Below are 21343 nucleotides of genomic sequence, written 5' to 3' on the forward strand. Positions count from 1 at the left end.
AAAGGCTTTAATAAACTCAACAAAAAAGCCACCAGGTAAATCCGATGGCATTAACATTATATAGTTTGGTAAAACTGCAGGCGTATGAATGTATACTTACAGTTCTGTCATCGCTTTAAAAGTTACTTTACCTACATTATCAGGCTTACCTTTTGGAGCTGGGGTAATTGCGCCTTTTAGTTTTCCATTCAGCTTAATTACCGTGATCTTACGGAAGGCATAATTTCCTTTTTCATAATCATAGGTTTCGCCGTCATCATCATATAATGAATAGGTACCGGGTTGTTCACCATAGTACTTTACCTCTATATCAACCTTCTGCCCTGCTTTTGGCGCATGCAACATTACCGGCATCATAGGTATTATACCCCCATCCTTTACGTATACAGGAATCTTATCCAAACCAGGTGTTACGTTGATTACCTCGCCGTTACCGGCATATTTTCCGCTATAAAAATCATACCATTTACCTTTAGGCAATATTACTTTACGGCTGGTTTGCCCGGCAAACATAGGAGCCACCAATAAGTACTCCCCTGCCATATATTGATCCTTTACTTCTTTAGTCGCCGCTTCTTCATACGGGTTTTCTTCCAGATTCAGTTTCTTATTTTCACTTCTGGCTTCGGTATTTGTAAAACCGTCTTCCAGATACATAGCTCTGAATGGCGGAATACCTTCAAAATGATATTTAGCAAACTCGCTATACCAGTAAGGCATCATCTGCATCCGCAAGTTGGCCATTGTTTTTACCTGTTCGGCAACCTCAGAAAACGACCATGGTTTGGTGCCACTAGCCCAGGCATTGATCATAGCCATTGGCGAAAACACGTTCGATTGAAACCTGCGCAACCATTCCTCGGCTGTTTTAGATGAACGCACTTCAGGTGTCCACAGTACTCCGGCAAAGCCGCTGTTCACTAGCGCTGTTATGAAATCGCGATGGTCGTAATAGTCATTATAAATCACATAAGGAAATGATGCGCCGCCGCCGTTTGAAGCACGTACCAGACCAAAAGTGCGTTGGTTACGATTGTGATAAATTTCGCTGGTATAACGTTGCATCATAAGTCCGTAGGTCTGACGCATTTGTTCGGCATCGTGTCCTGAAGGAAAAACAGCTACATCAGGCCATAAATAATTATCGCCACCATCAACCTCATCCATCTTATAGCCACTAACACCAATATCTATTTTACCTTTTTCCAGTTCCCCAAAAAATATCTTCCGGGCCTCAGGCATACTGATATCAGGTACGATGCCATTCCAAACGGTATGCGAACCACTGTATGGCAAAATATCTTTATAAACAGGAGCCTCAGGCGATACGTAGGGATTTGTCCATAAGTTTAGCCTGATATTCTTTTTCAACATGTCCTGCACCAGCGTTTTTGGATCAGGGAAGCGGGTTTTGTCCCACTCAAAAGTACAGGGGTATGATTTACTTTGCCAGCCGGGTTCAAGACCGATGAAATCCAGTGGGTAACCTTTTTCCTCAAAAGCCTGCGCCTCCGCAGCTACGCCTTGTGCATCGGTTAAACGCTGCATGCGTTGGGTGAAACCCAGACCCCAACGCGGTGGTAAGCAACCACCACCATTCAACAAATTATAACGTCGTATAGCATCTAAAGTTGTTGGGCCTGCAAATACATAAATCTCCACACCTGCAGCGGGCACCAGGATTTCTACTCCATCAGAGTACGGATGTGAGTTCCAGTTTTTGTCCAGATTTCTATCCTGTACATCGGGTACTGTTTTACTATCCCGCCTCACTGCTGTACCGGCATACACATTAATATATCTGGCCGAGTTGATGAATACCCCGTAGCCATTGGAAGACACATAAAATGGTGTAGGCGCATGGGTGCGGCCATTATCCTTACCCGCATAATTATCTACATGCAAGGAGAGCACTTTACCCCGTTGAAATACAGTTTGAAAGTTTAAGCCAAAACCAAATATCTGCTCTTTTCTCTCCAGCGGGAAACGAAGGTAGGTTTTACCATCCTGTACGCGACCTATAATTTCGTCCTGGGCTAGTGGAAACGTTACCTTGGGCATTTGCTGTAAGCCCGCATAGTATGGCTGAGCCCCAGCAACTTTCAACAGATCAAATTCTTCGGGCTTACCAATCACTCCTTTCCATATTCCCGGTTCAACCTCTGTCCAGATAATAGATTGCGCCTTGAGTATTTCTGTAGAACTTAAAAGCAAGGAAATCATCAAAAAAAACTTCAGAATTTTCATTTCGTTATTGAGGTATAATGGTGTAGGTTTTACCTTTTTCGGTGGGAAAGTCAATTACATAACCCTTATTAAAGCTGATATCCGCCAGTTTGACATCATCAACTTCTTGGTATGTTGGTATTGCGGGTGGCCTACTCAATATGTTTTTATTTACGCCAGCAGCGGCTTTACTATTTACTTCAACCACCTTTACAGGGATAGGCGTCCGAAGCCGGCAATTGCCACCCAGGTTTGATTTAATGAGTACTTTAGTCAATTTACCTTTTTTCCAATCGATGGCTACTTCAAAATTACCACGGGCCTTAATACCCTTGATACTGCCATCGGCCCAGGCATCAGGCAGGGCTGGCAAGAGTTCTATTTCGCCGTTTTGGCTTTGCAATAGCATTTCGGTCATACCGGCCGTTCCGCCAAAGTTTCCATCGATTTGAAAAGGCGGATGTGCGTCGAACAAATTAGGATAAGTACCGCCACCACTCATTTGCTCTTTCTTTTGCACGGGATTCATATAGTTAAATGCTGCACCTAGTATTTTGTAAGCGTGATTACCATCGTGCATACGCGACCACCAATTCACCTTCCAGGCCATTGACCAGCCTGTACTTACATCTCCCCTGTATATCATGGATTGTTTGGCGGCAGCGGCCAGCTCTGGTGTATTAAACACGGATATCTGTCTGCCAGGAAACAGGCTGAACAGGTGAGAGATATGTCTGTGTGTATCCACCGGATCGTCCCAATCCTGGAACCATTCCTGCAGTTGTCCGTGCTTACCTATATGAAATGGATACAATTTATCATAAGCGGTTTTTACCTGTGCTGCAAAATTCTTATCAATGCCCAATACCTGTGCACTGCTGATGCAATCCTGGAATAATTCTCGAATAATAGACATATCCATGGTAGAGGCCATACTTATCAAATATTCCTTGCCATTAATTTTGATGGTATTCTCGGGCGATGTGGAGGGATTGGTTATCAGATATCCTGTTTTAGGATCGGTTACAAGCCAGTGCAACATAAACTGCGTGGCACCTTTCATAATTGGATAAGCGGTTTTACTTAAAAATATTTTATCGCCGGTAAACAAGTAATGATCATACAAATGCAGACTCATCCAAGCACCGCCCATTGGCCATGCCGACCATTTTACCGAACTTTTAGGATCATCATCACAACCACCCACAGTTGAGGTTTTAGCCCATATATCGCTGTTATGGTGCTCAACCCAGCCCTCCTGGATGTTATAGCTTTCTTTGGCGGTGATAGCACCATTTACAGTTAGCTCTTTTAAAAAGTCAAATAAAGGCTGATGACATTCTGAAAGGTTGGCATTTTCGGCCAGCCAATAATTCATCTCCGTGTTGATATTGGTTGTATAATTGCTACCCCATGGTGGTGATACCTGGTCATTCCAGATACCTTGCAAATTTGCCGGAGCACTGCCTGGCCTTGAACTGGCAATGAGTAAATAGCGTCCAAACTGGTAATGCAGGGTTTGTAATTGTTTATCGGGATTGGCTACACTAAAATTCCGGAGCCTTTGATCTGTAGGTTGCTTTACCATGTTGGCATCAGCACCCAGATTAAAACTCACGCGCTTAAACAACCGTTGATAATCTACTATGTGCCGTTGTTTGAGTTTTTCATATGTTTTTTGCCATGCTGCAAGTAAAACGGCATTGGCTTCAACAGCCGGATCTTTTCCCTGCAAACCTGGCGATTTGTTAAAACCATTAAAACTGGTAGCCTCTGTTAAATAAATAAGCACCTCATTGGCGCCGCTAACCTGCAACGTATTATTAACAACACTTACGCGCCCGCCCTCATTTTTAATCTTCAGGTTGATCTGAAAGTTCATTCCTTCACCTTTGGGTTCATCGTAAATTACCTGCCGTGGTTCATAATCACGATTGGCTACATAGCTTGGGGCCTTTCCTTTTAATATAAGTTTATTATCGCCTTCGTTCGCTATAGAAAAATGAAGTTTGCTTTGCAAATTAGCGGTAAAACTAATAGCACCCTTTGTGTTGGCGGCAATACGTATCATCATTACCTTATCCGGGTAACTGATAAAAGTTTCACGAGTATAGTGTACACCGCTAGTCTCATATTTTACGGTTGAAACCGCTTTATTTAAATCCAGGTCACGATAATAATGCGTAATGTCGGTCACATTAAAATCCAACAACAGGTCGCCCAAGGGTAAGTAACGAGCAGTGTACGGACCCTGCAAATGTTTTTTCCAGAGGTCTGCTGCTTTGTCAAAATCATTATCAAATATGGCCTTCCGTACTTGTGGCAGATACTCTGGCCCTTGCGGGTTGTTACCAGATTCCGGATAACCCGACCACAGATTATGATCGTTTAGTTGGTAATGCTCCTGCTTTACCCCACCAAATACCATAGCCCCTGTAGTGGCATTGCCCAAAGGCAGGGCCTCTTCCCAGGCAGCAGCAGGTTTGCTATACCATAATTTTAAATAAGGATCATCACCATGCGTTTGAGCCGATACCATGCCAGCGCTTGCCATGTAGATAATAACCAGGTAATTTTTAATAGACTGAACTTTATTAAGCTCCATATTATTTGGTTGTTATTAATTTGTAAGCCGCCACTTTTTTACCCCAAAAGGTAGGCACATATAAAATATGTTTTATGATACCATATGCAAGATCGGCAGTATTTACCTTTTTTTCCTGTATGTCCAATAAAGTTTCAATTTTGCCATCGGCAGTTACATAAAATATATGGCCCGACCAGCATGTGATCAGGAAATCGCCATTGCCAACAGGCCCAAGTCCATCGCCACCACAACTAAGCGTAATGATCGGGGTTAAATTTCCTTTGCTGTCAGATTTCATGAATTTTTGTCCACCGAGGATATAAAGATCAGGTCCTATAGCTTTAAGACCGTTCACTCCTCCTATGTTTGTTAAAAACACACTTACTTTCCCTTTTTCAATCCGGTGAATCTTTTTGGTTTTGCTATCGGGTACATAAACTATTTCCTTATCGTCCTCTGTAATCATGATCAGCAGCTTTTGATTACTTTGTCTTGATGTCTTGAGATTGAACACATGACCGAATGAATGGATATTTAAAGCCATTTCGATCTATTCCTTGGTAACCGCAGCGTATTATTACGAGCACATTATTCTCTAACTATTTCTTCCTTTCCGCTTTTAGCATTTCAGTTCCGGCTAATAAAAATGCACCGGTACCATGTGTATCGTTCAGCTCTGTTGGACGGGTATAGTAAAATTTGATATCCGTATCCATATTGGTACCGATACACACATCCTGCAGCTGACCATCAACTGTAACTTTAGTCAATAAGCCTTTCCAACCTTCCTGGGCTATGGCTATATACTTTTCATTGATCCAACCCTGGTTCACCGCCCGGGCAACGGCATAGGTATACATGGCCGTAACTGATGTTTCCAGATAAGAGTCTGGTTTATCCAATAACTGGTGCCATAAACCTGTTTGATCCTGGTAACGGGCATATCCTACTATTTGTCTCAATAATAATTTAATTATTTCTGCACGTTTAGGATGATTGGCCGGCAGGTTATTTAACAGCTCTACGGTTGCCATAGCTATCCAGCCATTGCTGCGCCCCCAGTGGCCGACACCATTTGTCTGGTCATCGGAATAATAATTATGAAAGAACAAACCTGTATTAGGATCATACAGGTATTTGTTAAAATTCTCTACCTGTTTTATAGCGTCATCAAAATATTTACTATCACCGGTTTGTTTACCCATACGTGCCAGGAAAGGGATACTCATAAACATATCGTCTGCCCAAAGGGTCATATTGCGAGGTACCGGACGCGAAAGTGTACCATCGGGTAAACGCAGTTGTTTGTTTAAGATATAATCGGCCGACCTGCTCAAATACGCCTTATAATCTTTCCGGTTGGCTAATGCATCTACATCAAATAACCCGGCCGACATAGCACCGCAGGCATCCAGATTACTAATGCTGAAAACAGCACCATACTCTACTTTTGGTACTTTAGCTTTACGAAGAGCCTCGAAATAACCCAGGTTATCAAAAATAAAAGCGAAGTTACGTTGTGAATAATCTGAGTATTTTTTGTCGCCGAGTACATCTGCCATTTGTACCATACCAATTGTTAATACACCGTTCACGTACATCCATTTATTGTACTTACTATCCGCTTTAATATCTGGTGAAGAAGCTAAACCTTTGGTTGAATCGTATTTTTCTTTGGTATTGGTATTGATAAATTTAAAGGAGGTATTTTGAATTACATTGTCTGCAACCTTTCTGATTACCTCTTCGGTATTGCTGCTTTGCCCCAAAACCGTGGTTGAGCAAAGGATCAGCAACGGGTATAAAAATCGCTTCATGTTTTATTATTTTTTGGTTACGTAGTTTTCTTTTTATTTATAGCTCTTACCGTTTTTATCGGTGTCGCGATAATTGGCCCAGCTTTATTGGTAAAGTTTTCCCTGACATAGGTTCATAACTTAATATGCCACCAACTTGAAATTATTGGATTAGCCTGAAACCTGCCAATAACTCATCATTCAACTCTGGTCGATATTCGCGTTTAGCAGGTGGTATCGGCCTTATTTGGTTCACTGATTCACATTTTTCTCAGATAAATCTCCTTTCCATTTATATCATAATCCAAATGATGAATGGTTTTAATGATATTAAGCACATATGGTAAGGTGTTAACTCTCGAAAAGTGAATAGTGGTTGTCAGATGGTTTACCCTGGTATGGTCATAATTGATATGAACATTATAGATATTTTCCAGCCGCATGACCAATTCATCAAACGGGATGCTATATAGATTGATCTCATTTGATTTCCACGCGGATACCTTTTCTGCATCTATTAGTCTAATCTGGTGGGTACCTGCTTTTTGATCATAAACTACCTCTTTGCCAAGCGTGATCACACCAAAGCTTGATGATTTGTTACCGACTTCAACCCGGCCACGGGTAACTGACAACCGTACATCACTAATATTTTTATAAAACTTCACGTTAAATGCAGTCCCTAGCACACGTGCATGTAAGCGGCCATAATGTACTGTAAATGGTGAATGATCATCATGTTTTACATCAAAATAAGCCTCACCATCAACTAATTCTATCTCTCTCGTTTTCCCAAAATGTTCAGGGAACTTCAGTATCGAACCTGAGTTTAACCAAACTGTTGATCCATCAGGAAGTTGTATGTTTTTAATATTCCCTTTGGGACTGGATACCGCTATCCAATTAGCCTCGTCATTAGCCGATAATTTTTTATACAAAAGCCCGCAGCAGCACATCAGCAGTAAAGAAGCAGCTATGGTATACCTTGCGGTTGTGGTTTTGAAGAAATGCCATCTTCCCAAAATATCTTTGTGGATATTCCGGAGCATTTCTTTTTCTACAGCGTGCATCGCCTCCTCGTCCCGAAGATGTTCCTCCCCAACTTTATCGCCGGGATCTGGCCTTCGCCATAGCGTCATGATGATCTGTTTTAAGTTTACATGAACTGTTATTTAAACAGTTTTTGGTTTTGATACTATATACAAGACTAAGGCAGCCTGGTACCAGATTTATTTTATTTTTATAGACAATGGCTAAAACATGCCCAGTTTGGTGCGCAGTATTTTTAAGGCGTTGGAAAGCTGGTTTTTAACTGTGCGGGGTGTAATATTAAGTGTTTCAGAAATTTCGTTGACAGAAAGGTGCTGCCGGCGTGATAAAATAAAAACCTCCTGCATTTTCCGGGGCAGTTCCCTGATCTCTCCATCAATTACAATCGAAAGTTCTTTAGCCATTAGATTTTCTTCATTAGTGTACTGATCAACTTCGTCAAGATATAGCAGTTGTTCTAATCTCTTTCTTCTGGCCGAATCCTGCTTATAAAAATTAATGATGTTATTTCTCAGGATCTTAAAGAGATAAGAGGGCTTATAAGCATCGGGGTTAAGGTTTTGTCTGCAATTCCATAAATTTATAAAAACCGTTTGTACCAGATCCTTAGCATCCTCCTGTGAGGATGTTGAACGATAAGCCGTTTGATACAGCGCACGCCAGTTTCTTTTATAAAACTCATCAAAGGCGCGGATATCCCCCTCTTTAATTAATACGATCAATTCAATTTCTGAAACCATTGCCTAGCACTGATATGATTGATTAGTTATTTTTTAGTTCCCTTTTGCGGGTACCTGATCCAGCAGCCACTTACTCAGATCATCTGCAGCCTTATCATTATCAAAGCTCATAGCTGCGGGTAATCTGCCATTTGTATACTCGTTGTATAGCCATGGACACCAACAGCCACTACCCTGCCTTTTCCGTACAGTGTAGTTAAAAACGTGATTGAGCGTTCGCATATCACCATTTTGAAATGCTGTTATCGAAACTGTTTTAGGCATAAGCATCAATCTTAGTTTTTTAGGGTTAATCAATATCTACTGTAATGAGATCAAACCATTACAGTAAAAACCGGGCTTAATCATCCGTTTCAATTGCCTCATTCTGCTGATAGCAGAGGCCATGACCAGGGGTTATTCGCGGTTATAATTGGTTAACTAAATTAGAGATAAATGCGAACCGAAGAACAGGAAGTTTAGGTAAAAATGCGCAAACGTTTTCGGAAAATTAACATCAGGCAAATAAGAAGATATAGCAAACGAACAAAAAACACCTCAAATATATCATTCAAGGCACTTTTTGTTCGTGATTTAAGAAAGTGTCCGATTTACGCTTACTTAGCTTTGATCAGGGCCAACAATTTGTTAAAAATATCGGTATTCTGATACACTCCTCTGAAATCGCCGGAGTGAGGACCGTATGCAAAAACCGGAACCGGCGTGCCGGTATGGTCATTGGTGCTAAAATCGCCCCAAACATATCCGTTCTTAACGCTGCCATCAAGCAGGGTTAAACCACCAGTTTCATGGTCGGCAGTTACTATGACCAACGTTTCGCCATCCTCATCTGCAAAGCGTAAAGCATTGCCCACAACCTGGTCAAAATCGCTATTTTCGGTAATTACCTGTTTCAGGTTATTGCTGTGGCCGCCATGGTCAATTTGTGAACCTTCAACCATCATAAAAAATCCCTGTGGACTATTTTTAAACGCGCTGGTAACTTTATTAAAAGCCAGTGGCAGATAATTCCCCCTCCCTTCCATTTTTGGGCGGGTTACGCTATCATTTACCAGGGCCACTATTTTGGGAGCTTGGGAGCTTAAAAACTCATCAAAATTACGAATAACAGTATAGCCCCTTTGCTTCATTTTATCCAGTGGAGTTTCGTCATTAATCTTTTCGGTAAAATCTTTATAGCCAGACCCTAATAAAATATCAATTGGCGTTGATACCATATCATTAGCAATGGCAGCAGCGCTTGAGCGCTCTGATTGATGTGCGTAGAATACGGCAGGCGTAGCATCGGTTAATTCGCAGACAACAATGTCGGCGGTTTTCTTTCCAGCTTCTGCGCTATAAACAGCCAGCGATTTCAATGGCTTACCCGACGGATCAACCCCTACTGCACGGTCATCTGTTTTTTGACCTGTAGCAAAAGCGGTACCTCCAGCTGCCGAATCAGTAATATAAGCATCGGCCGAATAGGTGATAGAAAAACCTATATTTTGCATCTGGAATATATTCAGTTGCCCCCGGTTAGCGGTATAGGTGGAATATATTTGCGATAACCCCATACCATCGCCAATACATAAAATAATGTTTTTGACTTTCTTTTGTGTCCCATCTGAACTATAAGTTGGATGGTACACCGCATAAGGTGCCGGCGATAAATATTCGCTGTGCGGTTTTTTATTCAAAAAGTCACCAAGCTCCTCTATTTTGTCAGTACCAATCACGTCAACGCCCAGTCTGATCAGGGCTAGCCAGCTGCTTTTGGTATCAGGGGTTTCCCAAAATCGGATCATTTTACCCGCTTGATGTACACTGTCTATACCCGCCTTTACTCTACTGATCTCCTCTTTGTTCAATACACCTTTTCCGTTCCATTTCAGATATTTACTGAAGGGAAAACTTACCAGCCCAACCTTTTTCCATTGCTGTGCATTAAAACCATCCATATGGTCAACATCAAAGGAAATCCAATCCGGATAGTTAGTCATTTCGGCGGCAGGTGGTACAGCACCGGTCATTACGATGGATAAACGACCTGGGTGCCCCTTATAGGAGAAATATTTTTCAAGCGGTTTTAACTCCTTGACCACCAATGGTAGTACCGCTTTGTAGTCTTCCTTAATCTCGATCAGTAATCGGAGTTTTCGCTGGCTGTCGCGATCGAATTTTTCGATCAAAGGATCTATATACAAAATTTTTAACGACCGTTTGGCGCTAATCTCCTTTTTATCGTGAGCTACCATCAACTGGCCATTTACGGCATATACGTCAGCCTCAATTGATCCAAAACCTTTTTCATATGCCCTAAAAAAGGGGATATTGTTTTTATAATCATTGTGCGAATGTGCATCGGCAACGGTATAGGTTTTTATTTGTGCATGGGCACTTATACCGGTAATTGCTAAGGCCCCTAAAATGGTAACTGCTTTTGTAAAATTATTCATGCGGAAATTGTTGATGTAAAACGGCGGTGCAATATAGCCCCTGTTTTAATTTGCGCCAAAGAAACTATTATGTTGTTAATATAAATTAAACTGAATGTTAACCTGAGCTTTTTCGTGGATCCGATTTACTCAAAAACTTTTTAAACCTCGAATTTTAACACTTTTTTAGTCAAAAACAGCATAAAAACACATGCCTTTTGTCCGTTTTAACTAAATTTTAACGCCATTTTAACAAATTTTAACAAATTTTTGATGGATTTTGAAAGCTTTAAGAAGTATTAATTTACTGATTGTCAAATAACTACATACCAAACGGTCGGTTTTTGGGCTTTATTTGGCTTTTACTAAACAGCCCGGTCCCCTTATTAAGAAGAGAACCGGGCTGTCAGTTGTTTAAATATACGAAAAATTTGTGGCATACCGCTGGGATAATTTGAATTAGTACGGAAAATAATCGCTCTGACATAGCAAAACAGGCTATTACATCGTTGTAGTTGATTTTTTTAATCCCTAATCATCTATCAATTACATTTGTGAACCATACCTATTATAGCCATGACATTATCCAGAAGAAGCTTTATCAAAACAACTGCCATTGGAACGGTAGGTCTCATCGGCGTATCGCCGCCATTTGCAAATGCCTTCGCTTTACATCTATCACCTCCTAACGATGATCTGTATGCCTTGAGCGATCAATTGTTAGGGCAATGGGCCAAAGGTCTGCTGGCGCTGCAGGTGCTGGATAAATCAAATACCGATAATTATGGCGGCTTGTATTGCCCGGCCAACAAAACGGTTCACGGCCGCGGCAGCGATGCCATTTACCCATTTTACCATCTGGCTCAAAAAACCGGTGATTCTAAATACACAGATGCTGCGGCCTTGCTTTATCGATGGATGAAAACCCGGGTGAGTCAGCCTGATGGCTCCTGGCTCAATGAACCAGTGAAAGGCTCTTGGAAGGGCACCACCGTGTTTTCGTCGATAGCACTGGCCGAGACCCTGAAAAATCACGGTTCCATCATGGACAGTGGCTTTAAAGCTGAATTGACCGACCGCCTGCAAAAGGCTGCCGACTATGTTTATACCAATTTTTCGATGGAGTATGGCAATGTCAATTATCCTATTACTGCTTCATACGCGCTATCTCTGATAGGCACTATGCTGGACATACCGAAGTATAAAGACAAAGGCCGGGAGTTTGCGCATACGGCTTTAAAATACATTACACCTAAAGATGGGTTTATATATGGCGAAGGCGGACCTAACAGCAAAGCAAGCCCTAAGGGATGCTTTTCTGTCGACCTGGGCTATAATGTCGAAGAATCGCTGCCTTCGCTGGTACTTTATGGCTTATTGACTAAGGACGAAGAGGTATTGGACGCGGTAACCCGCAGCCTGCGCACCCATATGGAGTTTATGCTGCCCGATGGCGGCTGGGACAACAGCTGGGGTACACGTAATTATAAATGGACCTATTGGGGCAGCCGTACCAGCGATGGCTGCCAGGCGGCATACACGCTGATGGCTGATCGCGATCCACGGTTTTATAAAGTAGCGTTGCGAAATACCCAATTGCTGCAGGAGTGTACCAAGGATAATTTACTATACGGCGGACCGCATTATGTATCGCACCAGGTACCGGTTTGCGTGCACCATACCTTTTGCCACATTAAGGCTTTAACAACAATATTAGAACACGAGCATAAACCGGCGAAAGTAAGTGTCGACAATATCAACCTACCTCGCGAAGAGGCCTATGGAATCCGGGCTTTTAGTGATATACAGACATGGCTGGTAGCCAAAGGAAAATTCAGGGGCACGATTACCGGGTACGACAGGGAATATAAGGAAACCAAAAACGGACATGCCACTGGCGGCGCCCTTACCATGCTTTGGCATGAGAAAACAGGTCCCATATTTGCCGGCAGTATGAACCAGTATCAATTATTTGAGGCCGATAACATGCAAGCCGATACAGACCCATTATCCATGCCGCTGACGCCACGTATAGAACTTAGAGTAGGTGAATCGGTATTTATGAATATCCATGATCTGGGGGCTCAAATAGAGCGTGGAGACATCAGCGGACAGGAGGTTATCAAAACACGATCAAAACTGGTTGATAAAAATCAGCAAAACCCACCGGCAGGGGAAGTAAACTGCCAAATAACTTACCACTTTACCGGCGAGCGGGTAATCATCAAATTCAGTATTGAAAAGAGTAGTTACGACGACCGGACAAAGATCATTTTGCCGGTGGTTTCCAGATCAACAGAAAAGTTTATGCTCCACGAAAAACTGATCCATGTAAATAAGGATAAGGCGACCTTGCAAATAACATCAACCGATAAGTTTACAGCCATGCCTACCACCAATAAAGGCAGGGTATTCAACTTTGTACCAGGCCTGGAGGCTATCCCGCTGAGTATTGGTCAAAACGAGGCTACTATTGTTGTAGAAGTTATGTAATTAATCAAACGCTGGCGGACGCGTGCACCAGTCAAAAGTGGGTTTACATGGTTTACACATTTCATGGTTAACATCAGTTTAGTTTATTAACAATCAATAAGTTACACCAATTTTACCGTCATATAATGGGTTTACATGTAAACCCACTTAGCGCTAAGTATTTAATGTGATTAAATGAGGGCAATATAAGAAACGCTCTATGTCATTTCAATCCACAAAAGGAGGCTGTCACCCTAAGCCCAGTCGAAGGGTGGAGCGCAGAGGCCTGTCCACCATGGTTCGATGGAGCTCACCATAACACCCTGCTTGCATGATGCTATCTATATAACTTAGTGTAATAAATACACATTTAATCATCCTATTGTAAACACTTTCATATCAGCCTCAAATAAGCCCTCAAAAGCAGATACACCCGGTAAAATAGAGGTATATTTGTGTATAAAATACACTATCAAATAATTGATAAAATGAGCACTCCTAAAACTATACCGGCAGCTACGGGCAATGCCCAAAATACTGCTAAAAAAATTGTTATTGTTGGAGGTGGATTTGCCGGGATAAACCTTGCTGAACAAGTAGCCAAAAACAAAAACTACCAGGTTATTTTGCTTGATAAAAACAATTATAATTACTTCCCACCCCTGCTTTACCAGGTGGCTACTAGTTTTCTGGACCCATCAGATATCAGTTACCCGTTCCGTAAAATGTTCCGTAATAAACGGATCAGTTACCGCATGGCCGAAGTAGTCAAAATCGATCCTGCATCACAAACCGTACATTTAATTAATGAAGAACTAAAATATGACTACCTGGTATTTGCATCAGGTGCAAGGATAAACTTTTTTGGGATGGAAAATGTTCAAAAGAACGCTATCCCCATGAAAACTATTGATGATGCCCTGCACATGCGTAATGCTTTGCTGCAAACCATGGAACAGGCTGCGATGACAAAAGATTTGGCCGAACGGAAAAAACTGTTAACCATTGTGGTAGCAGGCGGTGGCCCTACCGGTGTGGAAATTGCCGGTATGCTGGCCGAAATGAAAAAGAACATTTTTTTAAAGGACTATCCTGAGTTGAAAGGTACGCCGGGTGGTATCCATATTATTGATGGCGGCAAAAACCTGTTGGGCCCTATGAGCGAAAAAACTCACCAGGAAGCTTACAAGGTACTTTCTGAACTGGGTGTAAAGGTAAAATTGAACACACAGGTTAAGGATTATGATAAACACGAGGTCACTCTTTCAACCGGCGAAACCATCGAGGCAGGAACGCTGATCTGGGCCGCAGGTATTACCGCCAATACTTTTGAAGGCATACCGGAAAGCAGCCTGGGTGTTGGCCGCAGGATGATCACCAACGAATTTAACCAGGTAATTGGCCTGGAGAATGTATACGCTATTGGCGATGCCAGCGTACAGATAACAGACGAACGTTATCCGAAAGGTCACCCGCAATTGGCGCAGGTAGCCATACAACAGGGCCGCAACCTGGCTAAAAACTTTATAGCCATGCAAAAAGCTAAGCCTTTAAGTGCTTTTGATTACTTTGACAAAGGCGATATGGCCATCATCGGCAGGAACAAAGCCGTGGTCGATCTGTTTAAGAATAAGCTGCACATTGGCGGTATCATGGCCTTATTCATGTGGTTGTTTATCCACCTGATATCATTGGTAAACTATCGTAATAAATTAAAAACCCTGTATAACTGGGGCACAGCCTATCTGTCAAAAGATCAATCGTTAAGGATGATATTTCGATCTTAATGCATTAAAACGAATCTTGAAACCGGGACATGCAAACGGTCGGGTAGGCAAAACTTATCGGGCCGTTTTGTTTTCATATGGATATGGCATTGAGCGCCTTAAATCTTCTGATCAGCTTCGCGCTAATTCGTTGAAATGGCTTTTCAATAAAAACAAGCATCAGGTAACTAATTATTAAAGCAAATAAAAAAGCGGTTATAAAAGTATAAAGCCCTCCAAAGGCATATCTCCCAACAAATACCGAACTCATAGCGATTACCAAGGGCATGTGAATTAAATAAAAGCTGTAAGATATGTTTCCCAAAAAAGTAAAAACAGAATGTTCAAAAAACAGCGATAAATTCTTATTAGCCAGAACAATCATCATCATTATACAACTGCCCACAGCTATAATATAGCTATTCCATGTATGGCTAAGCAGCGCATAATGCTGTTGAATTTTCCCGGCAAATTCAAACCCAATATTGTATAAGAATATCCCCAAACAGCATGCTACGATCAGTATAACTAAAGGCCATGATTGGATGGTGTTTGTTATTTGATCTTTATATTTCGCCATTAGTATACCCAAATAAAAAACACCTATTGGCCATACGCCTGCATGATCATAGGCTAAACAGACCATTATAATCAGAAAGATAAAATTTAACACAGCACTGCTGCGCGCGATGATCATTATAAAAAAGGGCAACAGAATGGAGATCTTCATTTCTATAACCAGTGACCAGATGGGAGGATCGAGCAGGTTAAAATTAAACTCAGGTCCTATTAATACAAATGTTTTAATAAGCTCATGAATGTGCTCTTTATTCCAGTGCCAGTTCCAAAAGCCGCCCCATTCACCAGATTGAATATCAGGTATAGGAGAAATAATGAATTTATCGTACACAAATTCTTTTAGCAGTACAGAAAGAACAATGGCCAATATAAGAGCGGGATATATTCTGAAAACCCTTTTTATATAAAACGCTGTAAGTTTTAATGGCTTTTCATTATTAATAAATGGCAAGCTTAATACAAAACCGCTCAACACAAAAAAAAACATCACAGCTGCCCCTCCATTAAACACAATACCTAATGGTGTTCTTTTTAAAAAATCGACAAGGGGGTTATCAACTGCATTTTTCCCTATGATATGTATAAAAAAAACAGACAATGCGGCCAATCCCCGCAAGCTATCCAGCTGCTTATATCTGGGATGCATCACCGCCTTAGGTTTGTCTTCTTTCATGCCTGTTTAATAATCGTTACGGTGAAAAGAAGATACTGGTTGCTTTTACGTCAATATATTTAAGGCTGATGAGCTGCCCAGATATCGCGAATAGTATCCTCATCACCATGTCCATCGGGAACTTCCGTATTGGGGTTATTGGCATAGTACCAGCGTTTTTTATCAATAGGCGATGTGGTTTGCCTGCCGCCTGGCATTTCCAGGTGACCGTTTGGGTCAGTTTTCTTTAGCCAATCGTACGCATAGTGCAGCCATTTCGTACGGTAGGCTTTATTCTGATGGGCAAACCAGCTGATCTCATCATAGCCCCAAACCCAAAAAGGTATGTCACCCGCATTTTCTTCACCGGGCTTTTTGCTAACACCATAGTTATCAAACTCAACCAGGTATGGGAGATGTTCGCAAACCCAGCCGCTGGGGGTAATACCACCTTTGCTCCGCAGGTAAAGCGCATCGGTATGACCAACCTGTAGGGTGGCCTCCTCGGGTTTGCCCGGGGTTTCCATAATGCGAAGCGGAAAGGCATGAACATCCATCAACAGTTTACCATCGCGAACAAAGCCCCCGCTGGGTACATGCGAATCGCAAATAACTATGTGCCGGCGGGCATGCTTGTTGGCATACTCTCTGATCAAGGTCAGTATCTGCGCATAGTTATCCAGGTTAGCATCATTTTTGTTCATGAGTTCCACCTGTCCGAAATGGATTCCCTCGATACCCGCGTCGATATATGATTTGGCCAGGTAGTAAAAGAATAGTTTGGTTTCGGCCCTACTTACATCTGGTACAGAACCATGGCCCCATTGACCTTTAAATTTGCCATCGGGATACAACATATCCGCGTAATTAAAATTCCGCTTTTGTACTGGTATCCCCAAGGCTTCAAAAGCCCAGGCAGGGATAATCAGCTGCTCCACTTTAGGGGTCACGATCTCAAAGATGCAGGCCTGCAAAATGATGTCGGCATCGGCCACATGTACCTTTGCTGCCAATTCTTTCTCTTTGATCAGATTTTGAGGAATCTCATCTTCCTCGCCCCACTGGCAAACAGCCCGGCCAATAAATTTGGCCCCGATATTTTTAATCATGCGCAGGTTATCATCAAAACTCCCCTTGCCTACCAGCAGGCTTTGCATGGTGATGGAGCGGTTGAGATAATTTCCCAACACCTTACGCGATATTTTTCGGTCGAATTGATAATCGCCATGATCGGGCAGCGTGGAGGCTTTACTAAATACACAAGTAAACAACAGAGCTGCTATCATAGCACAGCCATAAACTCTTTTTAGAATTGATACGGGTAGGTTCATTATCCAGGTTTTAACAGGTTTGCGAAGTGGGGTATAACACAAATCTATCGTCCTGAATAAATATTTGATTAAAATATCATTAATGGAGAGGGAAGTGGTAAAAGAGACATGTCATTGCGAGGAGGAGCCCCCTCTAAATCTCCCCCGGAAGGGGAGACTTTTGGAAAATATTTTAAAGCCCTCCCTTCCGGGGAGGGTTTGGGTGGGGCTCCCCTTTTTATTCACTCCAGGGCGAGTGCAAAATACAATCGCAGAAGTTTTTGCGGTGGAAATTCGGGATCATGTAGGCGCATACATCGGCTTTGATATTACCAAACGTTGTTTCTGTTTTATGCTCAAAACCGCCGAAGAAGGTTGGGATAATGTTTTTCTTGAAATCATTACGAGGGAACGCGTATATGATCTCTTCCCTTTTTTCGGTGCTCAGGTTTTCATAGCCCTCACCCATTACATCAAGGCCCACGCCCGAATACATCAGGGCAACTTCGGGTTCTTTATGCTCGGCAATTCCAATGGTAGTATGCAGGGCAATAGTGTCCCAAACCAGCTGTAAAGACTCTTTAGGCAGTCCATGGCTTTTCAGAAAATCGCGGGCGGCATTGGCGCCGTCAACTTCAAAACGCAAATCGGGACTGCTATAGTGCTTGGTTAAACCCAGGTCATGAAATACCGAGCTCACGTATAAAAGTTCGGCATCATACGGCAAGTGGTTGCGCTTTCCGTTCAGCGACGAAAAAAGGAATACCCGCAGGGAATGGTTATAGATAAATTCAGTACCATGCTCCAATAAAAGTTCGGTGGCCTGGGTAGCGATAGTACTATCGGGAATGGCTATCCCGGCTATTGTTTTTATTTTATTTACAGACATATTTTGTTGATTTTATATCAGCAAAATTAGCTGTGATACAGCACCCGGTAAATGTTAAAAACGGCCAATCACATGCCAATATTTACAAAGCGACCGCGGTAATCATTGGGTGATATCAGTGTGTTTTTCTTAAAAAAGTGACTGAATTGATCGGGCGTTGAAAAGTTAAGATGATAGGCGATCTCCTTTACCGGTTTGGATGAGAACTGCAGAGAGCGCTTGGCTTCGGCGATGATTTGTCCGTTAATAATATCCTTGGCGCCTTTACCACTACACCGACGGCACAAATCAGACAGCTTGCGGGCCGGGATGCCCAACTGACGGGCAAAATCGGCTACCTCATGCGTACTTTGGTACTGGTTGCTCACCAGTTCCAGGTATTGCCGGTAAAGCTGATTTTCGTAACTATCAAATCCTCGGGCAAGGGAGGCGTTCACATTGGCAATCTTGATCATGATGATCTTTAAATAAGCAGCCATAGCATCCAGCTTATTGGGGTACTCATCCTTTACATACTCTTGATGAAGGGCACGAAACAGCATATCTAATTCTGAATGATCAGTATTATTTAAGGGTAATTGTTGATTGTCGACAGCATTATTAAACAACACTGCCTTGCAATTGCTGGCACTACCGGGTGTTTTCTCCCAAAAACAATCGCCAAAGGAAAGTTCGTAACCAGTCATAAGGGCTCCTTCCTCAAAGGTATACAGCTGCCCTTTGGCTAATAGAAACAGTTCATTTCCTGAGATTGGATAAATGCAGTCATCAATACGGAGGTTACCCCTTCCTTCTTCTATCATAAAAATACGGTGGTAATTGATCCTGTAAACCGTTTGCGCTTCAAAAACATGAGCGCGCAGAAAATTGATGGCAAAGGAATCTTTCAGTTCCTTGTCAATCCGCATCCATGAAAGATCATGTTTTTCCATCGTGATCGCAAACCTATAAAACCATGGTGAATATAAAGTCACCGCTGTTTAAATAATTTTCTATTTTGCTTTTCCCCGTATTCACCGACAATTTAGGGTATTTGGCCGAAATCCATTAAAAAAAGCTTAACTGCCTCATCATATTTGACTCATTATTTAATGACTTATGATGAACAACGACTTAAACAACAGGAATATTTTAATATCGGGCGCCAGCATAGCCGGCCCTGCCCTGGCTTATTGGCTAAACCAATATGGGTTTAATGTTACGGTTGTTGAAAAGGCTCCGGAACTGCGCAAAGGCGGTTACCGTATCGATTTGCGCGGCGTAGCGACAGATGTAGCGCAACGTATGGGTATTTTGAATCAGGTAAAGGAACTCAATACCGCCATGCGTGGTTCATCTATGATTAATGCCGATGGTAAACGATATGCCGATCTGAATGATCCCAATATATTTGGCATGCGGCAGGATGGCGATGTAGAGATTATGCGGGGCGAACTCTCAGGTATACTCTATGCCGAAACAAAAGATCAAACGGAATATATTTTTGATAATTCCGTTACCACCCTCACACAAACTAATGAGTGCGTAACTGTTACTTTTAAAAATGGGGAACAACGTGAATTCGACCTGGTTGTGGCTGCCGATGGTTTGCGGTCAAATGTGCGCGGGTTAGCGTTTGATCAGGAAAAGATATCTGTTAACCATCTGGGCTATTTTGTGTCTGTTTTCACTATTCCCAATTATTTTAACCTCGACCATTGGGAACTGAATTATCCGGCGGTAGATAAAATTGTAAACATATACAGTACCGGTAAAAACCGGGAGGCCAAAGTGCTATTGATGTTTGCTGCCACAACCATTGAATATGATCATCGCGACGTAGCACAGCAAAAACAAATAGTGATTGATCATTTTAAAGACGGGGGGCCGGTTATCTCCAAAATACTTGACGCTATCCATGATACCACCGACTTTTATTTTGATGCCATAAGCCAGGTAAAAGCAGAAAATTTATCAAACGGTCGCATAGTATTACTAGGCGATGCAGGTTATTGCCCCTCTCCTGCCTCTGGTCAGGGAAGCAGTTTGGCATTTGTGGGTGCTTATATATTAGCCGGCGAGTTGGCGGCCTCATACGGTAACCATCAAGCCGCATTTGCCAATTATGAAAGCCAGATGAGGTGGTTTGTGAAAGCCAATCAACAATTGGGGGTAACTGTTTTAAAAGATATGGTGCCCAAATCAAAAAAGCAGCTTTGGCTGCAAACCACGATGCTGCGCCTGATGCTTAAACTGCCGGGAAAAGAGAAGATACTGAAAAATTTCCTAAAAGAAATGCAACGATCTGTTGATGAAGCCGCTAACGCTATAGAGCTTAAAAATTATGATCATCACAAACTACAGACCATCAACAGCGATCAGGTTTAATACTTAATCACCCGCCTTGCTTAATTTATAATTAAACCAAATGCCTCAGATGTTTATCTACAGCTTCAATCAGTTGGGTCATTTCAAAGGGCTTGCTTAAATAGGCATCAGCCCCACAATCACGGGCAATATCGGCCAGATTTGCCCAGCCAGACATCAGTACTACCGGAATATGACTGGTTAAAGGATGATTTTTGATAGATACGCATAACTCACTGCCAAAGCCATCTTTTAACCTGTTATCAACCAATACCAGGTCGGGCATGTGTAATATCACGCCCTTTATGGAGTTTTTATCCAATGAGGCAGCGGTCTCGTAACCCTCTTCCCGAAGGATCAATTGTATAGCTTCAGACAAATCGGCATCGTCTTCCACAATAAATATTTTCTTATTCATAGGTTTATTGATGTAGATAAACAAATTTACGTAACGCACCATTAACAATCAATTACTAATTAAGTTATTTAAAAATAAAGCAATACTTTAACTGA

The 21343-nt window shown here is 42.1% G+C and carries 16 protein-coding genes; 3 read left to right on the forward strand and 13 right to left on the reverse strand.

The annotated features are described in order from the left end of the window. Positions 1 to 96 precede the first annotated feature (96 nt). The 8 genes from BW976_RS02840 to BW976_RS02875 form a co-directional block, all read right to left on the reverse strand. A complete protein-coding gene (locus tag BW976_RS02840; protein WP_139332179.1) occupies positions 97 to 2247 on the reverse strand; it encodes a glycoside hydrolase family 31 protein in 2151 nt (716 codons plus the stop codon). A gap of 4 nt (positions 2248 to 2251) precedes the next feature. Further along, positions 2252 to 4831: a glycoside hydrolase family 95 protein gene (locus tag BW976_RS02845; RefSeq protein WP_245834605.1), complete on the reverse strand. Its 2580-nt coding sequence runs from the start codon at positions 4829 to 4831 to the stop codon at positions 2252 to 2254. Between the two features lies 1 nt (position 4832). Next, on the reverse strand, positions 4833 to 5357 hold the full coding sequence (locus BW976_RS02850; protein WP_139332180.1) for an SMP-30/gluconolactonase/LRE family protein: 525 nt from the start codon (positions 5355 to 5357) through the stop codon (positions 4833 to 4835). Positions 5358 to 5412: 55 nt separating this feature from the next. Continuing rightward, complete coding sequence (locus BW976_RS02855) at positions 5413 to 6630, reverse strand: glycoside hydrolase family 88/105 protein (protein WP_076370163.1); 1218 nt, start codon at positions 6628 to 6630, stop codon at positions 5413 to 5415. A 239-nt stretch (positions 6631 to 6869) separates the two neighbouring features. Beyond that, complete coding sequence (locus BW976_RS02860; RefSeq protein WP_076370165.1) at positions 6870 to 7748, reverse strand: FecR family protein; 879 nt, start codon at positions 7746 to 7748, stop codon at positions 6870 to 6872. 114 nt (positions 7749 to 7862) lie between these two features. Further along, entirely contained in the window at positions 7863 to 8399 is a 537-nt protein-coding gene (locus tag BW976_RS02865; protein ID WP_076370167.1) for an RNA polymerase sigma factor, read from the reverse strand. Between the two features lie 33 nt (positions 8400 to 8432). After that, a complete protein-coding gene (locus tag BW976_RS29205; RefSeq protein ID WP_175614027.1) occupies positions 8433 to 8663 on the reverse strand; it encodes a hypothetical protein in 231 nt (76 codons plus the stop codon). 332 nt (positions 8664 to 8995) lie between these two features. Further along, on the reverse strand, positions 8996 to 10837 hold the full coding sequence (locus BW976_RS02875) for an alkaline phosphatase (RefSeq protein ID WP_076370171.1): 1842 nt from the start codon (positions 10835 to 10837) through the stop codon (positions 8996 to 8998). Between the two features lie 555 nt (positions 10838 to 11392). Between BW976_RS02875 and BW976_RS02880 the strand changes: the two genes are divergently transcribed. Beyond that, positions 11393 to 13309, forward strand: coding sequence for an ulvan lysase-like protein (locus BW976_RS02880; protein ID WP_076370173.1), 1917 nt, complete (start codon positions 11393 to 11395; stop codon positions 13307 to 13309). Between the two features lie 467 nt (positions 13310 to 13776). Beyond that, a complete protein-coding gene (locus BW976_RS02885) occupies positions 13777 to 15075 on the forward strand; it encodes an NAD(P)/FAD-dependent oxidoreductase (protein ID WP_076370175.1) in 1299 nt (432 codons plus the stop codon). A 73-nt stretch (positions 15076 to 15148) separates the two neighbouring features. Here the strand turns inward: BW976_RS02885 and BW976_RS02890 are convergent, their stop codons facing one another. The 4 genes from BW976_RS02890 to BW976_RS02905 form a co-directional block, all read right to left on the reverse strand. Next, the gene (locus BW976_RS02890; protein ID WP_076370177.1) at positions 15149 to 16306 is read right to left on the reverse strand and encodes an acyltransferase family protein; all 1158 of its coding nucleotides are present in this window, start codon (positions 16304 to 16306) and stop codon (positions 15149 to 15151) included. A gap of 59 nt (positions 16307 to 16365) precedes the next feature. Continuing rightward, entirely contained in the window at positions 16366 to 17616 is a 1251-nt protein-coding gene (locus BW976_RS02895; protein WP_217696194.1) for a hypothetical protein, read from the reverse strand. Between the two features lie 217 nt (positions 17617 to 17833). Next, a complete protein-coding gene (locus BW976_RS02900; protein ID WP_076370181.1) occupies positions 17834 to 18484 on the reverse strand; it encodes an HD domain-containing protein in 651 nt (216 codons plus the stop codon). A gap of 68 nt (positions 18485 to 18552) precedes the next feature. Continuing rightward, positions 18553 to 19416, reverse strand: coding sequence for a helix-turn-helix domain-containing protein (locus BW976_RS02905; protein ID WP_076370183.1), 864 nt, complete (start codon positions 19414 to 19416; stop codon positions 18553 to 18555). Positions 19417 to 19582: 166 nt separating this feature from the next. Here BW976_RS02905 and BW976_RS02910 point away from each other — a divergent pair, with 166 nt between their 5' ends. Beyond that, positions 19583 to 20851 carry an FAD-dependent monooxygenase gene (locus BW976_RS02910; protein ID WP_217696195.1) on the forward strand — a complete coding sequence of 423 codons (1269 nt, stop codon included), beginning with the start codon at positions 19583 to 19585 and terminating at the stop codon, positions 20849 to 20851. Between the two features lie 31 nt (positions 20852 to 20882). On the opposite strand, the gene BW976_RS02915 is transcribed toward BW976_RS02910, so the two are convergent. Continuing rightward, a complete protein-coding gene (locus BW976_RS02915; RefSeq protein WP_076370647.1) occupies positions 20883 to 21248 on the reverse strand; it encodes a response regulator transcription factor in 366 nt (121 codons plus the stop codon). Positions 21249 to 21343: the final 95 nt, after the last annotated feature.

The sequence above is a fragment of the Mucilaginibacter lappiensis genome, from assembly GCF_900155965.1.
Lineage (GTDB): Bacteria > Bacteroidota > Bacteroidia > Sphingobacteriales > Sphingobacteriaceae > Mucilaginibacter > Mucilaginibacter lappiensis.